We start from the raw sequence: 17,600 nt of genomic DNA, 5'->3' as shown, positions 1-17,600 counted from the left end.
ACAGACAAGTTCTAAAATATATTTAGATAAACTGATTGCATAGACTTTTCGCACTAAGCATCAATCTGGGCATTGAAAGGCATTAATCGGCATTAAGGAGACTAGCAAGCACCCGTGGTGAATACGATCGAAAAACCTTCAGGCCATCCCCTTGCTGATTATGTACATCGGCTGGAAACCGGTGGCATATTACTGGATGAATCCAGCGAGAACCTGATCGAAGTGGTGGGGATTCTGAAAAGCTATGGGGTGGTGTTGGATGCCTATTCAAACAATTTAATTTATATTGCCAACCAGCAGTTCCTGGTATTATTTCCATTTTTAAAATATTTTAATGGCGAATTTTCCCTAGGCAAGCTGTGGCAACATTGGAACCACGATCGGATCAATTATGAATATGCCGAATATTGCATGAAGTCAATGCTGTGGCATGGTTCGGGTGGCTTGGATGCCTATTTGGATACCGACGATTTTAAGCAAAACGCAGAAAAAGCAATCCTGGCCAAGCTGAAATTCAATCCGATCATGCTGGCGCTGCATCGTCTATTTCCTGGTTTTCTGCCAGAAATGGTCAGGCAGATGTCCTACTACAGCGGATTAGGACAATTCTGGCGAGTGATGAGCGACATGTTTTTAGATCTCAGCGATCGCTACGATCGTGGCGAAATCAAAACAGTGCTAAACACCGTTGAACATATCCAGGCTGCCTTAGTAGCCAATGCCGCCAAACCGATTACCTATGCGGTGGAAATTGGTGGCCAAACCTATGATATTTTGCCCGCTAGTGCGGAATTGACCTTTTTAATGGATACAGGTGTGCCCTACGTCGAGGCAATTTTCTTTAGGGGTACGCCCTTCCCTGGCACAATTTCCTATAATGCCCAGGTGCAGCAGATTCCCGACCAACAGGGTGCATTTTGTTATGGCGCGTTGTATGCCGATCCGTTGCCGATCGGTGGTAGTGGTATTCCACCCACATTGCTGATGCAGGATATGCGCCACTATTTGCCTGATTATTTACATCAGCTCTATCAAAATACTTTGCGTGGTGAAGATGATTTGCGGGTTAAGATTTGCGAAACCTTTCAAAAGTCGATGTTTTGTGTAACCTCTGCGGCGATCCGTGGTCTGATGCCCCACCCGATCGATTCGGGCGATCCTGAGCATCTAGCCGCCAATCGTAAATATCTAGAAGGCTGGATGGATCGATTCTTGACTTCCAGAATTTACAACGTCAATCAGTGATTAATCAGTGGGTGAAATCATTCATTAAGCTAATCAATATGCATGGTTTGATGGTTAGTGGATATAGAATAGACCTGTTGGGATATAACAATCAAAATCGCTGAAAAGCTTATATAGACTGAGTTTAAAGGATTTCTGCTAAAAATCGCCGAAATGCCTGCCAGGACTTGGTTTCAATGATTTTTGAGCCTATTACCCAACAACTCTAATCTCTAGAATCGGCCAACTTTAGATGGCTCACCTCAAGCGATTTAAAATATCAGCCTTTAATAATGTCGCTAATTACCGATCGCACAATTAGCAGCTCAGCAATTATCACCCAGGGAATTACCGATCGAAGGCGACAAGATTAACGACTTTTTCAGGTTTTCCAATCCGGCCTTGGATGCAACCATATGAGGTGGATAAGCTTAATCTCGGATGTGTCTAGCTCGGGTGTTCTGCCTGGGCTTTTTATTTTTTTATGACTGTGCTTGTAGTATTAGTCCACCACAATGAATTTGATGCTTAATTTGCGATTGTGATAACTCTTTTGCAAGAGTGCGACCAATCATAATTAACATGGTCGAGGAGTGAGGAGTAGGTATGGCGGGTGAAGCTACCAGTAATTAAAGTTATATATTCGTGCCACCCTTTAAAATATAAATAGAGCGATAATAGACATAAGCAATATTTGCGCCAAGCATTGTCATTCTTACTAGCATAATCATCTAAATAAGTAAGCATAAATAAGTAAGCAAAAACCATAAATTCTAGTAAGATACAAATTAATTTTTAATACAAGAATAAGCTGCTAGTTAAGGGTAGAATTAGGGTTTTCTAGTGGTGCATGATGGCGAGCGGTGATCTACGTGCAATTGCCCGTTCTCTTCATGGTTAATCAGGTTCAGGGTAAGTGTCTACATCGCAAGCAGACCCATATAAATTCCTATACAACTCCACGCCAGTAATGATGCATGTGAGTGATGCCGAGATGCACATTCTTACTGTCAATGATTACTGGTTGCAAGTAACGGGTTATGAATGCGGGGAGGTACTTGGTTGCAGCATTACCAAGTTCCTATCCTGGCGATCGCAACAATACTTTCGGGAAGTGGTGTTGCCGGAATTGAGGCATAACGGCAGTTGTCGCAATGTTCCCTATCAATTGATTAATAAGCGCGGTGAAGTAATCGATCTGCTGCTATCGGCAACCAGTGAGCGGGATGGTCAGAATCAAATCATGCGCTATCTTGTGGTGTCAGTTGATATAACCGATTGTGTATTCACAGAAGCGGCTCGATGGAATCACACCGAACAAGAACTCCTGGTCAGTCGGATCACACAACGGATTCGTACTTCCTTGAACTTAGCCGAAATATTGGCTATCACTGCCATTGAAGTGAGGGAATTTCTGATCGCCGATCATGTCTTTATCTATCGCCTTGATCATGATCAAGGTGGTGGGAAAATTATGGCTGAGTCAAGCCAGAGCAAAAACTATGACCAGCTAGACCGTGCCCTGGCTGAATATTATCTCAGTGAAAATACGGCTCACCAGCTACATGGCAATGTGGAAGTGATTAATGATATCGATCGCTCTGTCCTGCCAGCATCAATTGCGATCCCACTAAAGCAAAATCTGATTGCAGCTTGTTTAATTGTGCCAATTCTGGCGGAGGTAGACATACCCAACCAGTTAGTGGCAAACGATCATCATGATGGCGATCGGCAGGCGTTAGGGAATCATTGCTCTTCAGACCTTCGTGATCCTCAGATCCCGACCAGTCATAGCGATCGCGCCTCTTTCGCTAGGCTATGGGGGGTGATGTTTGTCAATCAAGAGCAAACTCGCTATTGGAAATTACCAGAGGTCAATCTAGTCACGGCACTAGCTAATCAGGTGGCGATCGCCATTCGCCAAGCCCAACTCTACGAAGAATTGAACCAGAGTCGCCAGCAACTGGAGGACACCAATCAGCAATTAAGCCGCCTGGTCACATCCGACTATTTAACTGGTGTAGCTAATCGACGCTACTTTGATGAATATTTAGCTCAGGTTTGGAGTCACCACAAGCAGCAAAAACTGCCGCTCTCTTTGGTGATGTGTGATATTGACTACTTCAAAAACTTCAACGATACCTACGGCCACCAAGAGGGCGATCGTTGCTTACAACAGGTAGCTGAGGTAATTAGCAATACCTTAACTGAGTTGGCGATGGAATTAGAACAAGATTCCTTTCTATTTACGCTGATGCATTTCCTAGCGCAAAATAACTTCCGCTCCCATAATCCGCTTAGTTATTTAGTAGCTCGCTATGGGGGCGAAGAGTTTGCAGTTGTTTTACCCAATACCAACAGCCTGCGCGCCTATCAGATTGCGCATCAGCTCCGCAATCGGGTTGCTGCTTTACAAATTCCCAATGCTGAAGCCAGACGCAACCCCTATATCAGCCTTAGCTATGGGATTGCCACCCTATTTCCGATCGATCGATCTCAGCCTGATATGCTGATTACCTTTGCCGATCATGCCCTTTACCAAGCCAAAGCCGAAGGGCGCGATCGGATCTATCTAATTGGCAGTAATGCGGAAGCCAAGCAAGATAACCAATTGGGCGAAAGTAGCTAGTTTGTTACAGAGATTTAGAGATTTAAAATTGCGAAAAGGTTTCGTGCCATAATTAAAAAGCCCTTGCGAATAATACCTACACGCCTCACTTTAGTCACTTAAACCATGAACATTATTGCCTTAGCCTGGGAGTTCCCACCTCGAATAATTGGCGGTCTTTCCAGGCATGTGGCAGCTTTATATCCCGAACTAGTTAAACTCGGTCATAAAATCCATCTCATTACGGTGGAAGTCAGCGGCGCTCCTGCCTATGAAGTCGTTGATGGTGTAGTGGTGCACCGCGTTGCCGTGGAACCCAGTGACGATTTTTTTCATTGGGTTGCCAATATGAACAAAAGCATGGCCAAACATGCCTTACAGCTAATTGGTGAGTTTGCCTTTGATATTATTCATGCCCATGATTGGTTGGTAACTGACGCGGTAATTACGATCGTAGAACAACTGCAATTGCCGATCGTGGTTACGATTCATGCCACTGAACATGGCCGTTGGAATGGGATTCACAATGATACACAGCGGTTTGTGAATAGCAAAGAGATGAAAATTACGGCGATCGCGCAAAATGTGATTGTTTGCACCAACTATATGCGCGATGAAGTAGAGCGTGCATTGCACTGCGATCGCCAGAAAATCAGCGTGATCTACAACGGCTTAAGTCAAAAACGAATTGAAAAAGCCCAGCAAGCCAGAGCCCAAACCTTCGATCGCCAAGCTCTGCGCCAAAAGTATGCCCAACCCGATGAATGCATTGTTTATTATGTGGGGCGATTGACCTATGAAAAAGGCATTTTCATGTTGCTAAATGCAGCACCCAAGATCCTGGCAGTCACGCAGGATAAGGTCAAGTTTGTGATCATTGGTTCCGGTGAAGCCTATTCAATTTTGCTCAAACGACAGGCCTGGGATCTAGGTATTTATCACAAAGTTATTTTCACGGGTTTCATGGCCGATGAAGACCTGTATAAGTTCCAGACCATTGCCGATTGCGCCGTATTTCCTAGCTTGTATGAGCCCTTTGGCATCGTGGCGCTAGAGAGTTTTGCGGCGGCAGTGCCGACGGTGGTTTCGGATACGGGCGGACTGCCAGAAGTGGTACGTGATGGCAAGACAGGTGTAATCACGCACACGAATGATAGTGAATCGCTGGCTAGGGGAATTCTGAAAGTTTTACAGGATCGTGAATTCCGGAGTAGCTTAATCGAGAATGCAAAACAGGAACTACACGATCGCTTTACCTGGTCAAAATTAGCGCAACAAACAGAAGCAGTCTATAAAAAAGCCTGTTTGCCAATTACCAGGGTCTATTGATTTCTACTTAGATTATTAATCTTTAATTATTGATCTATCCCACTCTGGCCGCTCTGGAAGAAAACTAAGTTTAGTTTTTAGTTTTTACAGAAAACTCTAGTAATAGATGCACCTGCAGATATATGATTAGATCTGGTGTAAATATTTCTTAATCATGAAGTCAGCTTAAGTAGGCTGAATGATTTGTTTGCTGATCAGCTTGACTAAGATTGAGCTAAGTTCACCTTAAGTTCAACCGTTTAACGATTTAATAATCACCTTTAGCATTACATTACCGACTACCAACAAGCTATACCCTGATTAGTCTGTGGTTGGCAATGTCTAGCAGTATTTCACAATAAGTTGTCGTACTTCCCTATCACCTGAATTCATGGCAAACCTAAAATCGATCCGCGATCGCATCTCTAGCGTCAAAAATACCCGCAAAATCACCGAAGCTATGCGCCTGGTGGCAGCCGCTAAGGTGAGACGGGCACAACAACAGGTTTTGGCAACCCGTCCCTTTGCCGATCGCCTTGCCCAGGTGTTATTCCGCTTACAAAGCCGTCTCAAATTTACCGATGTTGAGCTACCCTTATTGCAAACGCGCCCAGTTAAAAACGTAGCGATCGTGGTTATTTCTGGCGATCGGGGTCTGTGCGGTGGCTATAACACCAATGTGATTCGCCGCGCCGAAAACCGCGCCAAGGAACTCACTGAACAGGGCATTGGCTATACATATGTACTGGCTGGTCGCAAAGCGGTGCAATATTTTACTCGCCGCGAACAGCCGATCGAAGCAGAATTTACTGGCCTGGAGCAAATCCCCACTGCCGCTGAAGCTGGCATGATTGCCGATGAGCTATTGTCGGCGTTCCTGTCGGAAACAGTCGATCGGGTTGAGCTAGTTTATACCCGCTTTATTTCGTTGATTAGTTCCCGCCCCGTGGTGCAAACCATCTTGCCCCTCGATCCCCAAGGACTGGAGCCCAAGGACGACGAAATCTTCCGCTTGATTGTGAAAGAAGGTCAATTTGAGGTGGAGCGCGAGACCCTGGAAACAGTGGTTAGAGAAGTACCTGCTGATATGATCTTTGAGCAAGATCCCGTGCAAATCTTAGATGCCCTCCTACCGCTCTATTTTAATAACCAATTGTTGCGGGCACTACAGGAAGCGGCGGCGAGCGAATTGGCGGCCAGAATGACCGCGATGAATAATGCTAGCGAGAATGCAGTCGAGCTAATCAAAACCCTGACTTTGCAATATAACAAAGCACGTCAGGCCAGCATTACTCAACAAATTCTGGAGATCGCCAGTGGTGCAGAAGCATTGAACAATTAAGTACAATTATTTATTATTTATTTCTCTGCTTTTGTCTTGGGATGGTTTACCAAGCACTTCCTAGGAGAAGTTAGATAATTTTAATCAATCGAATATTCCAAATATTTAAGCAAGCCAGGGTGCACACTCTGGTTTTTTTATTGTTTCTTGCCCAGCATTTTCTCAGGCAACTGAACAAACTACGCACCGATCGCAATCAGTGGTGCTGCCTATGGATAGGATAGAATAAATTTATAGCTATATATACCTATAAATACCTATAAGGGTAGATGTAAAGAGATTAATATTGAATCATCCTTATGGGAGCCCAGACATTAGTAGAGTTCTGGCTATCTATGATGTTAATTTTCGTTGACCTAAATATTTGCCTAATTATTTGATTGTGTAGTCACGAAAACAAAAGTTTTAAGAAGATTATTTTAAATTTACAGTTAAGAAGAGTGGTATTTGTCACATGCTAAGTGAAGGAATGAGACTTGTGGTTATGGCTTTGGCAGGATATGTCTTTTTGAATTATGTCCTGGCTTTGGTCTATGTTTAGAGATAGTAAAGATGTAGAAGATGTAAAGGTATAAATATATTGTGAAGATATAAAATATCGTGAAGATATAAATATATCTTGAGATCGATAATTTATCTATCTTTTGGTATCCTCAAACGCAAGCCAGACATACAACAGAATAAATGAAGTAGCCACCAAATTTAATTTTTTCTGGAGGCTTTTGATTTATTTTGGCCATTTGTTTAAAAGTTATTTCCACTGTCTGCATCGCCACGATCGCCCTTGCGATGCTCTTTGCTATACTATTAGCTATTATCTTAAATCTATGGCTAGTTATAAATAATTCTCTATGCATACAATCAGGCTTTTGCTTGAACCTGTCCTTATCCCCTTTTGTGCGGTAATGGCATGGACATTAACTGGCCTAGTAGTTTGGAATGCGATCGCTTCTTGTACCGCTGGTCTCAAGCGGGTAAAGCAACTACGCCAAATTCCCTGCGCCAACTGTCAATTTTTCACGAATGACTATCGCCTTAAATGTACGGTACGCCCGACCGATGCCCTAACTGATCACGCCGTTAATTGCCGTGATTTTATGGCGCATGATTTCCGCAGCATCTCAGTGCAGTAGGGCTAGATAGACCGATAGAAATTTATTGACCTAGATAAGAATTAGTTTGGCTAAGAATTAGTTATTCTCTCGATCCGACGATCGGGAATAAACCAGATTGCTGCCACCAGGATATATAAACCAAAGCTGAGCAGTGGGTTTACGAAGGAAAGCGGAATTGCGATCACATAAGAAGCTAGTGATATATTGCCTTTGGTATCATTCGCCATTGCCTTCGCCAAGGGGGAGTTTTGACCGTGGTGCCTAATTAAGGCGATCGTCAAGATGCGATAGGCGATCGCGGCAAAAAATAAAATCACACCATAGAGCACCACTGGCAGGGTGGCGAAATTATTCTCACCAATCCAACCGGTTGCAAAGGGAATCAATGATAACCAAAATAACAAATGCAAGTTGGCCCACAGGATGTGTCCATTAATCTGGGTTGAAATCTGCAATAGATGGTGGTGGTTATTCCAATAGATCCCCAGATAAATAAAGCTAATTACATAGCTAATAAACACGGGGATAATTGGCTCTAGGGCGGCTAGGTTAGCTTCATCGGGTACTTTCATTTCTAGCACCATAATCGTAATTACGATCGCTAGTACGCCATCACTAAATGCTTCTAACCGTCCTTTTTGCATTTGGCTAATTTCCCTGATCAGCTATTTACTCTAACCAATTTTTTGACCATATGTAATGATTTAGTCATTCTGGCTACAAGCCCATAGGGGCATTGCCTAATACTAGCAAAAGGCATCATGCTCAGCTACTTCCAGATGCTTGCCAAGGGCGATCAGATAGAACCAATTAGCGCAATATCTGTAAAAAATTTACAACATGGCTAATTTCACTGTTTAGCCTCGTTGAACGACCAAATACCCAGTTACTCTATCAATAAATATTGCGATGAATTACAAATCAACCGCCCTTCTATTGGCCAGCCTAGCAATCTTTTCCTGCGGGCAATCCACATCGAACAATCCCTATGAGGCAATGATTGATGCTTCTACTCCCCTGAGGGCGAGAAACGATGTGAATATTATTCGTGGTGACGAAGTAGTTGCTCAGGCTGGTTCGATCGAAAATGTCTACTCTTTAGACCTATGCGGCATCAAGACCCCTGACCCCGATCAACCGGGTGGCCCAGAGGCGCGGCAAGCATTGCTTAATATCATCAACCAGAATTCCTCTTCAGCCCTCACGGTCTATTGGCTAGAGCGCCCTGATCTAGGGGATGCCAGGGAAGATTTTGCAGAGGTATTGATTCGGGTCGATCGGGATGGGCAAGAAACTCCAGTATTAATCAATGCAGAAATGGTAAGAACAGGACTGGCCACGATCGATTCGGAAACGATCGATAAATGCAGGTTGAAAGATGACATTCTGGCGGCCACATCATCATCATCATAATCATAAGTGCTGGGGTGCTGGGTTTAAGGCCGATCGGCTAGTTATTAGTTAGTTACGGTGTAGTGGATTAGACCTGTGGATTTAGAATCTTATACCGGACTAAACCACCACTGACTCGGCTCAGATTGGAGTTGAGGCTAAGTTTATTTACTTACAAATTTATAAACTTTATTCGGTAGTGGTTAACAAGTAAGGATCTAGGAGATAGTTGAATGTCCATAACCCAAACAAGCTAAGCGCCGAATTTTAAATCGATTGCCAATTATCCTTACTACTGCATGACTACCCTTTATTCAACTAGCTTACTTCACAAATAAAGGCATCACTTCCGCTGAGGTGAATAAGCCACTGATGCCGCGCTGATGCAGACTTAAGCCCGCCTTGAGATAGCCAAAGGCAGGGCCACATACATTCGCCGCCATGCTGGTTTCATCGCCCAGGGTGAAGGTATGGGTAGAGATTTTGCCCTCAAAGGTGCGTCCCGTCAATTTCATGGTGGTGCTGATTGGCTTTTTGGGGTTGCGCGTATCAACAATCCCACCGACGGTGACCCGATCGCGGCTACAAATGCCCAGTCGCTCTAACAAAATATCGTCGGCATGTTCCATATCCTTGAGACTAAGAATGCCATTGGTTTGCTCTAGCAATGCTTCCACCTCAGCATCACTCATTGCCCTGGCGGTTTCCACATCATACCCAGGCATATGGGCAATATCTTCGCGGATCGTGGCGCGATAGGCCGCCCAATTGGCGATCCCCACCCCAAATTCAATTTCCATGCTGTGCACTTCGGCAAAGCTCTGCGCCGCGATCGAGGCAGCAGCAGTTAACAGACCCGGTGTTGCGCCGCAGCCAGTCATATAGGTGATACCACAATTGGTTAAATCTGTAGTTAGCTCCACCAACTGTTCAACTGCACTGGTGCGCTTGATCGCATCCACCAAAACTCCTTGCCAGCCAGCTTCAATAAATTGCTGGGCAACACTGGCCATAAATGTATTTGGTAAGTTGGGTAATGCCAGGAAATAGCCGTCCACATCCTGAGCCGTGGCGATCAATTCGGCAATACTCTCAGTTGAGAGCAATCCAAATGGTTCTAGATGTCCAACTGAATCCTGATTTTGATAGGCCGCGATCGTAGTTTTTAGATCCAATCCCTGTGGTGCATAGGCAAACCCATTTTTGTCGGCGACTGCCACCCAGGTCATTTCCTGCTTTTGGTTGAGTATTTTAGCCGCCGCTTGACCAAGTCCACCAAATCCCAGAATTCCCACCTTAATTGTCATGCTTTCCTTAATTTCCTTGCCATTAGAATAATTACGATTGAAGCTTAGCTATAGCATTAGTCATATTTTTGCGTAGATCTCGAAATATCTGCCTAATCTACGATCGCTGCCGGATTATCTAAGCTAGTATGGCTGATCACTCACTGCCATAGACCTAAACCAGAATCATACAAATAATATCGCTTAATATCGCTCCTATAATATCTCTCCGTGGGCATCTACTTAAGCATTCGTGATTAATCTTGAATCTTGAATTTATGGGTAATTATAGTCAAATTGAGGAAATCTAGGGTTGGCCAGTATTTGGCCAGCATATTTGCCTTTTGTCGCGGCTGATGGTTTGAGCTGGCTCAGGTGCGAGGCTTCTTTCCTAAATGCTTAAATAGCAGTGGCGATCGAGATTCTTTGGTTACTCAATTGAATTTTTTTAAGGGGCTTATGGCATAGGACTGTTAGATAGCCATGATCGCATCGATTTCTCCCACTCTGGTTGCCATGAATTACGTTTGATCTTGCTATATTTCACTTTTTATTAATTCTGCATATGTAATCATAAGCAACGACTGGATCGAGGCTGGTTATTGCTCAATTTGCTTAATTAGCATTAACGATCTTTTCTATTTCGGTGCATTATTACTCCCAACCTAGCTTTTTATATGGTTTTATATGGTCAAAAATAATTCCGATCCGCAAGCCACCGCCGGGGCGAGTGTAGTTGAGCCAGCTACTGGTGGTCTGGGCACTTTTGCCGGAGTTTTTACACCCTCAATCTTGACTATTTTGGGCGTAATTATGTATCTGCGCTTTGGTTGGGTAGTTGGCAATGTCGGGTTAAAGGGCACTTTGGTGATCGTCACGATCGCTACTTTGATTACTTTCCTGACCGGGCTATCGATTTCCGAAATTGCCACCGATCGTGTGGTACGGGTGGGCGGTGCTTATTACATGATTTCTCGATCGCTGGGGATTGAAACTGGCGGTGCGGTGGGCATCCCGCTATATTTTGCCCAAACCCTTTCTGTTGCTCTTTACACGATCGGTTTTGCGGAGAGTGTATCGCTTACTTTCCAGGGGTTAGATCAAAAGCTCGTAGCATTAATCACTACCCTATTGGTGGCATTCCTGGCGATCAAGTCGGCACAACTGGCCATTAAAGCTCAATATTTCATCATGGCGGCGATCATTATCTCGCTGCTGTCCTTTGCGCTGGGTAAACCCCTGGATGGGATTGAAATAGATATGTGGGCGGTTCCGGCTCAGCCAGAAGAAGGCTTCTGGGGCGTGTTTGCGGTATTTTTTCCCGCCGTTACAGGCATTACCGCAGGCGTAAATTTGTCCGGCGATCTCAAAAATCCCTCCCGTTCCATTCCGATCGGCACCATGGCGGCGATCGCGGCTGGTTATGCGGTTTATATGATTTTGCCGTTTTTTATGGCCTGGCGCGCTGACCCCCAAAGCCTGATTGAAGATCGGCTGATTATGAGACAACTTTCGTTCTGGGGTGATGCGATTTTATTGGGGGTGTGGGGAGCAACCCTATCCAGTGCGATCGGTAGTATTTTGGGTGCGCCTAGGGTATTGCAAGCGTTGGCCAGAGATGGCGTGCTGCCCAGACAGCTTAAGTTTTTGGGGGCGGGTAGTGGTGCGGATGATGAACCTAGAGTAGGAACAGTAGTAACCCTGGCGATCGCCCTGATTGCGGTGGCAGTTGGTGATTTGAACTTGATTGCGCCAGTTTTGACCATGTTCTTCCTAACCACCTACCTGGTGCTGAATGTAGCCGCTGGGATCGAAACTTTTCTGCGCAGTCCTTCGTTTCGCCCCACTTTCTGGGTGCATTGGGCCTGGTCTTTACTGGGAGCAATCGGCTGCCTGGCAGTGATGTTTTTAATTAATGCCGTTGCTACTACAGTGGCGGCGGTAATTGTGGCTGGGATTTTCCTGTGGCTAGAGCAGCGGGAGCTAGAAAGTGCCTGGGGGGATGTGCGACGGGGGATCTGGATGGCGCTGATTCGGGCGGGGATTTTGCGCCTTGATTACAAACCTGATGCCAAGAACTGGCGGCCGAATATTTTAGTGTTCTCCGGATCACCCACCAAACGATGGCATTTAATTGAATTAGCGGCAATTATTACCCACAATCGCGGCTTGATTACGGTTGCCAGCGTGCTGCCCTGTGATTTTGGCAATCCCGCTCGACAGACCCAAATGGAGGTCACGGTACGCGACTATTTGAGTAAGCATGGGATTCAGAGTTTGGTGCGGATTGTCACAGCCGACGACCCCTATGCGGGCGCAGAGCAACTGGTGCAAGCCTATGGTTTGGGGCCCTTGATTCCTAATACGGTGATCCTGGGTGATAATGAAAATGCCGAGAGCCGCGATCGCTACTGTCAATTTATTGCTAATTTATATCAGAGCGATCGAAACGTAGTGATTTTCCGTGAGATCGACAAGCTCAAGCGGGTTCAACATCGCCGGATTGATGTGTGGTGGGGCGGCTTGCAGGGTAACGGTGGTCTGATGTTGTTGCTGGCGCATCTACTGCAAACTAGTGTGCTATGGCGCAGGGCGGAAATAAACCTCAGGCTGGTAGCACCAACCGAAAGTGCCGCTCAGTCTGCCCACAACAATTTAGAGAATTTGATGCAAGAACTCAGAATCCGGGCGATCCCACAGATCATCGTAGCTGCCGATCGCCCCTTCAAAGAGATCTTGGGCAATTCATCCCAGGATGCGGATCTGGTCTTCTTAGGGATCGCTCGTCCTGACCAAGTTGAGGATTATGCTAAGTATTATCAAAACTTACAAAGTATGGCCGGAACCCTATCCACTACTGTGGTGCTGGTGCTGGCTTCGCCGAGTTTTACCTATACCGATGTGCTCTAACTCCAGTAACTATAAATTTAAGCCTAATATTATGTCAGGCAAGGTATTGTCCAAAATTGATATTAAGTGGCAATATTTTGATCCAATCGCCAGGATCTAAACGATCGATATTCTTGCCCACAAGTCTATTGAAGCTGCCATAGGTCAGCAAAGCAACAATGCGAGTAATTGTAGAATGCGGGTAATTGTAGTAGGAGGTGGGGCGGCTGGTTTTTTTGGGGCGATCGCCTGTGCCAGAGCCAATCCCCTTGCCCAGGTAAAGCTATTTGAAGCTGGCAGTAAACCCCTGGCCAAGGTGTTGATTTCTGGGGGTGGTCGTTGCAATGTTACCCATGCCTGTTTTGATCCAGCTAAGCTGGTGGAGCATTATCCCAGGGGTGGCCGGGAGATGCGGGGGGCGTTGAGTCGATTTCAGCCCCGCGATCTGGTGCAGTGGTTTGAGCATGAATCAGTGTTACTCAAAACTGAGGCAGATGGACGCATGTTCCCAACCACCGACGATTCCAGCACAATCGCTGATTGCTTGATCAATGCGGCGCGGCAGGCAGGGGTAGAAATTTATACCCGATCGCCCGTGGTTGATGTCCAAGCTAACGATCATAAGTTCTTGCTCACCCTGCGATCGGGGCAGGAAGTGATTGGCGATCGCCTCCTCTTGGCCACAGGCGGGAGCCCCCAGGGCTATCAGTTAGCACAGCAACTAGGTCATGAGATCATTGCACCAGTGCCTTCGTTGTTTACCTTCAATATTAATGATCCAAAGCTGCATCAACTGGCTGGTGTGAGTGTTGAGCAGGTGCAGGCAAGCATTAAAGCCTTAGGAACTATTGATAATTCAGCCATACATGCCATACATGCCATACATAATAATTCATCAACGATCGCCCTTACCCAAGCAACAAATCAAATCAATAAACAGCCTCAACCGACGCGGAACAAGAAAACAACAAATAAAAAGAAACCAGCCGACCTCACTCAATCTGGCCCGCTGTTAATTACCCATTGGGGCATGAGTGGCCCTGCGGTATTGAAACTATCGGCCTGGGGAGCCAGATTCCTAAGCGATCGCCACTATCAAGCTCAGCTTCAGATCAACTGGTTGCCCAATTTAAATTCAGATCAAATTCGCCAGCAATTATTAACCACCAAGCAACAATTTCCCAAACGTCAGATAAGTAGCTATTGCCCGTTTAATTTACCCAAGCGACTATGGCAATATTTACTAATGGGGGTGGCGATCGCCGCAGACTTGCGTTGGGCAGATTTAGCCAAAACGCAGATTAATCAATTAATTACCCAATTAAATAGTTGTGAACAAACGATCGCTGGCAAGGGCGTTTTTAAGGAGGAATTTGTCACCTGTGGCGGTGTGAGTTTAAAAGAAGTAGACTTTAAGACAATGCAGAGTCGCATTTGCCCTGATTTATTTTTTGCGGGCGAGGTGCTGGATATTGATGGTGTTACGGGTGGGTTTAATTTTCAAAGCGCCTGGACTACGGCATGGCTGGCTGGTAATGCGATCGCCAATTTGTAAAAGCTATATACTTCAGATTGCTAATCTAGATCCGCATCACAGTTAGCTGGAATATCTAGGTATATACTCATGATCGGGGGAACCTATACATAGATTTGGGCATCATCACCAAAGAACCATAAAATAATTAAATGTAGGATATGATACATAGAAGATCTAATCATCGGTAAACCGATCGGCAAGGTGTGGATTTGATCAAACGTTTTTCTTAGAGCGATCGGCGCAACAACATGATTGCCAAATAAGCGCCAAATCAAACAAGCAAAGTGTTCTCTATTAATTTAGGCTAGAGGTTTTTACAAGTGGGCATAGTGGTTCAGAATGTATCGAAATACTATGGAGACTTTAAAGCCGTTGATAATATTAATCTGGAGGTCGAATCGGGATCGCTGGTGGCCTTGTTGGGGCCTTCGGGTTCGGGGAAATCGACTCTTTTGCGCCTGATCGCTGGCCTGGAAATTCCCGACACGGGCGAGGTTTTTCTGACCGGTGAGAATGCCACCCACCAGGATGTGCGCGATCGTAATATTGGCTTTGTGTTTCAGCACTATGCCCTGTTTCGCCACATGACCGTGCGCCAGAATATTGCCTTTGGCCTAGAGATTCGCAAACGCCCCAAAGCCGAAATCAAGCCTAAAGTAGATGAACTCCTAAAATTGGTGCAGTTGGCTGGGTTGGGCAATCGCTTCCCCTCTCAGCTTTCCGGCGGTCAACGTCAGCGGGTCGCCCTGGCCAGAGCTCTGGCTGTGGAGCCCAAGGTTTTATTGCTAGATGAGCCATTTGGGGCGCTCGATGCCAAAGTCCGCAAAGAACTCCGCGCCTGGTTACGCCGTTTGCATGATGAGGTGCATGTGACCAGTGTGTTTGTGACCCACGATCAAGAAGAAGCAATGGAGGTGGCCGATTCGATCGTGGTGATGAATAAGGGCTTGATTGAACAAGTGGGCACACCAGAGCAAATCTATGATCATCCGGCCACGCCTTTTGTAATGAGTTTCATTGGTCCGGTGAATGTGGTACCAAATAATCTATCGGCTTTTTCCAGCAGCGGCCATGCCTTTGATGAACATGAGCATGTTTATATTCGTCCCCAGGATATTTTGATCGAAACTGCTGCCAATGGCTCGACGCTTCCTGCCCGGATTAATCGGATTATCCATCTGGGCTGGGAAGTGCAAGCAGAGGTGGTGCTTGATGATGGTCAGGTATTAACTGCTCATCTCACCCGCGATCGCTTTCATGATCTCAATCTCCAACCACGCCAAACGGTCTATGTCCGGCCACGTGGCGTGCGAGCTTTTCCCTTGAATTATTCAATTTGATTTAGCTTAATTTAAATTGATTTAGCTTGATTTAGAGGGATACAGCCGCTTTACTGGCATCCTTCATATTCTTTTGCAATGGCACTACACTTTGGTCGGCAATCTCTTTGCCTTCGTTCTTAAGGTAGTCCAGGAAGGTTTCTGCCACCACCGATAATTGCTTACTAGACAGGTTGATCACATACCAGTGGCTCATAATCGGGAAATGCTCAACATCAAGAATTTTAATTTGATTGCTAGCTCCTTCAAGTGCCAGGGTGTGCAATGAAAGCACTGATATGCCCAAACCACCAGCGATCGCCTGTTTGATCGCCTCATTACTGGATAACTCCAAGCGGATTTGCGCCGATACATCATGCTCGGCAAACAGTTTCTCTACAGTTCTACGCGTATTTGAACCAGGCTCACGCATTATAAACGGCTCTTGGGCCAACCGCTCGATCGGAATATTTGATTCATTTACCAACGGATGATTGCTAGGCGCAAGTACCACCAGTGGATTCTCTAGGAATGGATATGAGGAAATATCAGTATTAGTGGGCGGTTTACTGAGGATATACAAATCATCCTTATTATTTCCCAATCGCTCTAGAAGACGCTCATGATTGGTAACCTTGAGCGATACATCAATCCCAGGAAATCGTTGGCAGAATGGCCCTAATAGCCGGGGAATTACATATTTTGCGGTAGTTACTACAGCCAGACTCAGGCTACCCTGTTTCATCCCCTTCATATTCGCCACTGTCATTTCAAACTGTGACAAGAGACCAAAGATATTCTGGCAGGTGCTAAATAATTCTTTCCCAGCCTCAGTTAGATATAACCGCTTGCCTACTTGCTCAAACAGAGGTAAACCAACGGCTTTGGTGAGCTGCTTGATTTGCATGGATACTGTCGGCTGAGTTAGAAATAACTCTTCAGCAGCGCGAGTAAAACTGCCATGACGAGCTGCTACTTCAAATACCTTTAACTGATGTAGAGTTGCTTGCTTCAAAGGAGCCGCCTAAGCTTGATCTGCACTTATAATGTTTTTAAGTATTAATATATTACTACCATAGCGAATATTCTATGCAGAGTAATCATTAATTTCTATGGTTTGCTGGTTTAAGCCAAAAAGCTTGGCCTGGTTTTCTGTCGGTAAAAACGCTCAATGATTAAGTGCTTAGCCATATTTTGGCAACAGCCATATTCTGCCAATATAAAGCTAACGCATTCTTAACCAGGATCGCAGCAGTAATTATGGCTACAGGTTCTAATAATGAGTATATTAAACTTACATACATTACTGGCACATCTTTTTCAGCGGGACTAAGTGGACTAATTGTCTGTTGTCTATTTTTACTTAAATTTTACTCAAACTTTCTGAGTAGCATGGTGGTATTAAATCGGGGGATAATTAATTAGACTGAAATATTAAACAATTGGTTTGCTGGCATGGTTGGGCAGATTGCTAGCTACTAGCTATAAATAAACCATGCGCAAGTTTTAATCAAATATTATCCTTATCCTTGCATCAATTAAGTAAAGAGCAGCAATAGATTAAGCATTCTCCTAGTAAA

Annotated in this window: 12 protein-coding genes; 9 read left to right on the top strand and 3 right to left on the bottom strand. The window is 45.2% G+C overall.

The annotated features are described in order from the left end of the window. Positions 1-114: 114 nt before the first annotated feature. The 5 genes from PSE7367_RS07885 (at position 115) to PSE7367_RS07860 (ending at position 7,615) form a co-directional block, all read left to right on the top strand. Positions 115-1,245 carry a CO2 hydration protein gene (locus PSE7367_RS07885; protein WP_015164844.1) on the top strand — a complete coding sequence of 377 codons (1,131 nt, stop codon included), beginning with the start codon at positions 115-117 and terminating at the stop codon, positions 1,243-1,245. Between the two features lie 895 nt (positions 1,246-2,140). Beyond that, entirely contained in the window at positions 2,141-3,853 is a 1,713-nt protein-coding gene (locus tag PSE7367_RS07880; RefSeq protein ID WP_156800363.1) for a diguanylate cyclase domain-containing protein, read from the top strand. 105 nt (positions 3,854-3,958) lie between these two features. Beyond that, the gene (locus PSE7367_RS07875; protein ID WP_015164841.1) at positions 3,959-5,161 is read left to right on the top strand and encodes a glycosyltransferase family 4 protein; all 1,203 of its coding nucleotides are present in this window, start codon (positions 3,959-3,961) and stop codon (positions 5,159-5,161) included. 370 nt (positions 5,162-5,531) lie between these two features. After that, the gene (locus PSE7367_RS07870) at positions 5,532-6,482 is read left to right on the top strand and encodes a F0F1 ATP synthase subunit gamma (protein ID WP_015164840.1); all 951 of its coding nucleotides are present in this window, start codon (positions 5,532-5,534) and stop codon (positions 6,480-6,482) included. 851 nt (positions 6,483-7,333) lie between these two features. Further along, positions 7,334-7,615, top strand: coding sequence for a hypothetical protein (locus tag PSE7367_RS07860; protein ID WP_015164839.1), 282 nt, complete (start codon positions 7,334-7,336; stop codon positions 7,613-7,615). 50 nt (positions 7,616-7,665) lie between these two features. Here PSE7367_RS07860 and PSE7367_RS07855 read toward each other — a convergent pair whose 3' ends face one another. Continuing rightward, entirely contained in the window at positions 7,666-8,241 is a 576-nt protein-coding gene (locus tag PSE7367_RS07855) for a TMEM175 family protein (protein WP_015164838.1), read from the bottom strand. A 265-nt stretch (positions 8,242-8,506) separates the two neighbouring features. Between PSE7367_RS07855 and PSE7367_RS07850 the strand changes: the two genes are divergently transcribed. Then, the gene (locus tag PSE7367_RS07850; RefSeq protein WP_015164837.1) at positions 8,507-9,010 is read left to right on the top strand and encodes a hypothetical protein; all 504 of its coding nucleotides are present in this window, start codon (positions 8,507-8,509) and stop codon (positions 9,008-9,010) included. 302 nt (positions 9,011-9,312) lie between these two features. Here the strand turns inward: PSE7367_RS07850 and bioU are convergent, their stop codons facing one another. Continuing rightward, positions 9,313-10,296 (bottom strand): (S)-8-amino-7-oxononanoate synthase BioU, encoded by a 984-nt coding sequence (gene bioU / locus PSE7367_RS07845; RefSeq protein WP_015164836.1) that lies wholly within the window; start codon positions 10,294-10,296, stop codon positions 9,313-9,315. Positions 10,297-10,962: 666 nt separating this feature from the next. Between bioU and PSE7367_RS07840 the strand changes: the two genes are divergently transcribed. From PSE7367_RS07840 to PSE7367_RS07830, 3 genes are all read left to right on the top strand, one after another. Beyond that, positions 10,963-13,185, top strand: a complete 2,223-nt coding sequence (locus PSE7367_RS07840; protein ID WP_015164835.1) for an amino acid permease — start codon at positions 10,963-10,965, stop codon at positions 13,183-13,185. 175 nt (positions 13,186-13,360) lie between these two features. Next, positions 13,361-14,719 carry a BaiN/RdsA family NAD(P)/FAD-dependent oxidoreductase gene (locus PSE7367_RS22700; protein WP_015164834.1) on the top strand — a complete coding sequence of 453 codons (1,359 nt, stop codon included), beginning with the start codon at positions 13,361-13,363 and terminating at the stop codon, positions 14,717-14,719. A 302-nt stretch (positions 14,720-15,021) separates the two neighbouring features. Beyond that, positions 15,022-16,041, top strand: a complete 1,020-nt coding sequence (locus PSE7367_RS07830; protein WP_015164833.1) for a sulfate/molybdate ABC transporter ATP-binding protein — start codon at positions 15,022-15,024, stop codon at positions 16,039-16,041. Between the two features lie 31 nt (positions 16,042-16,072). Here PSE7367_RS07830 and PSE7367_RS07825 read toward each other — a convergent pair whose 3' ends face one another. Next, a complete protein-coding gene (locus tag PSE7367_RS07825; RefSeq protein ID WP_015164832.1) occupies positions 16,073-17,035 on the bottom strand; it encodes a LysR family transcriptional regulator in 963 nt (320 codons plus the stop codon). Between the last annotated feature and the right edge of the window lie 565 nt (positions 17,036-17,600).

The organism is Pseudanabaena sp. PCC 7367, from assembly GCF_000317065.1.
Classification (GTDB): domain Bacteria; phylum Cyanobacteriota; class Cyanobacteriia; order Pseudanabaenales; family Pseudanabaenaceae; genus Thalassoporum; species Thalassoporum mexicanum.
This window is presented reverse-complemented; position numbering and strand designations above follow the sequence as displayed.

Bases quoted from the DNA above. Each gene is read 5' to 3' on its own strand.
- PSE7367_RS07875 (WP_015164841.1), top strand. From the start codon at position 3,959: ATGAACATTATTGCCTTAGCCTGGGAGTTCCCACCTCGAATAATTGGC.
- PSE7367_RS07870 (WP_015164840.1), top strand. From the start codon at position 5,532: ATGGCAAACCTAAAATCGATCCGCGATCGCATCTCTAGCGTCAAAAAT.
- PSE7367_RS07860 (WP_015164839.1), top strand. From the start codon at position 7,334: ATGCATACAATCAGGCTTTTGCTTGAACCTGTCCTTATCCCCTTTTGT.
- PSE7367_RS07855 (WP_015164838.1), bottom strand. From the start codon at position 8,241: ATGCAAAAAGGACGGTTAGAAGCATTTAGTGATGGCGTACTAGCGATC.
- PSE7367_RS07850 (WP_015164837.1), top strand. From the start codon at position 8,507: ATGAATTACAAATCAACCGCCCTTCTATTGGCCAGCCTAGCAATCTTT.
- bioU (WP_015164836.1), bottom strand. From the start codon at position 10,296: ATGACAATTAAGGTGGGAATTCTGGGATTTGGTGGACTTGGTCAAGCG.
- PSE7367_RS07840 (WP_015164835.1), top strand. From the start codon at position 10,963: ATGGTCAAAAATAATTCCGATCCGCAAGCCACCGCCGGGGCGAGTGTA.
- PSE7367_RS22700 (WP_015164834.1), top strand. From the start codon at position 13,361: ATGCGGGTAATTGTAGTAGGAGGTGGGGCGGCTGGTTTTTTTGGGGCG.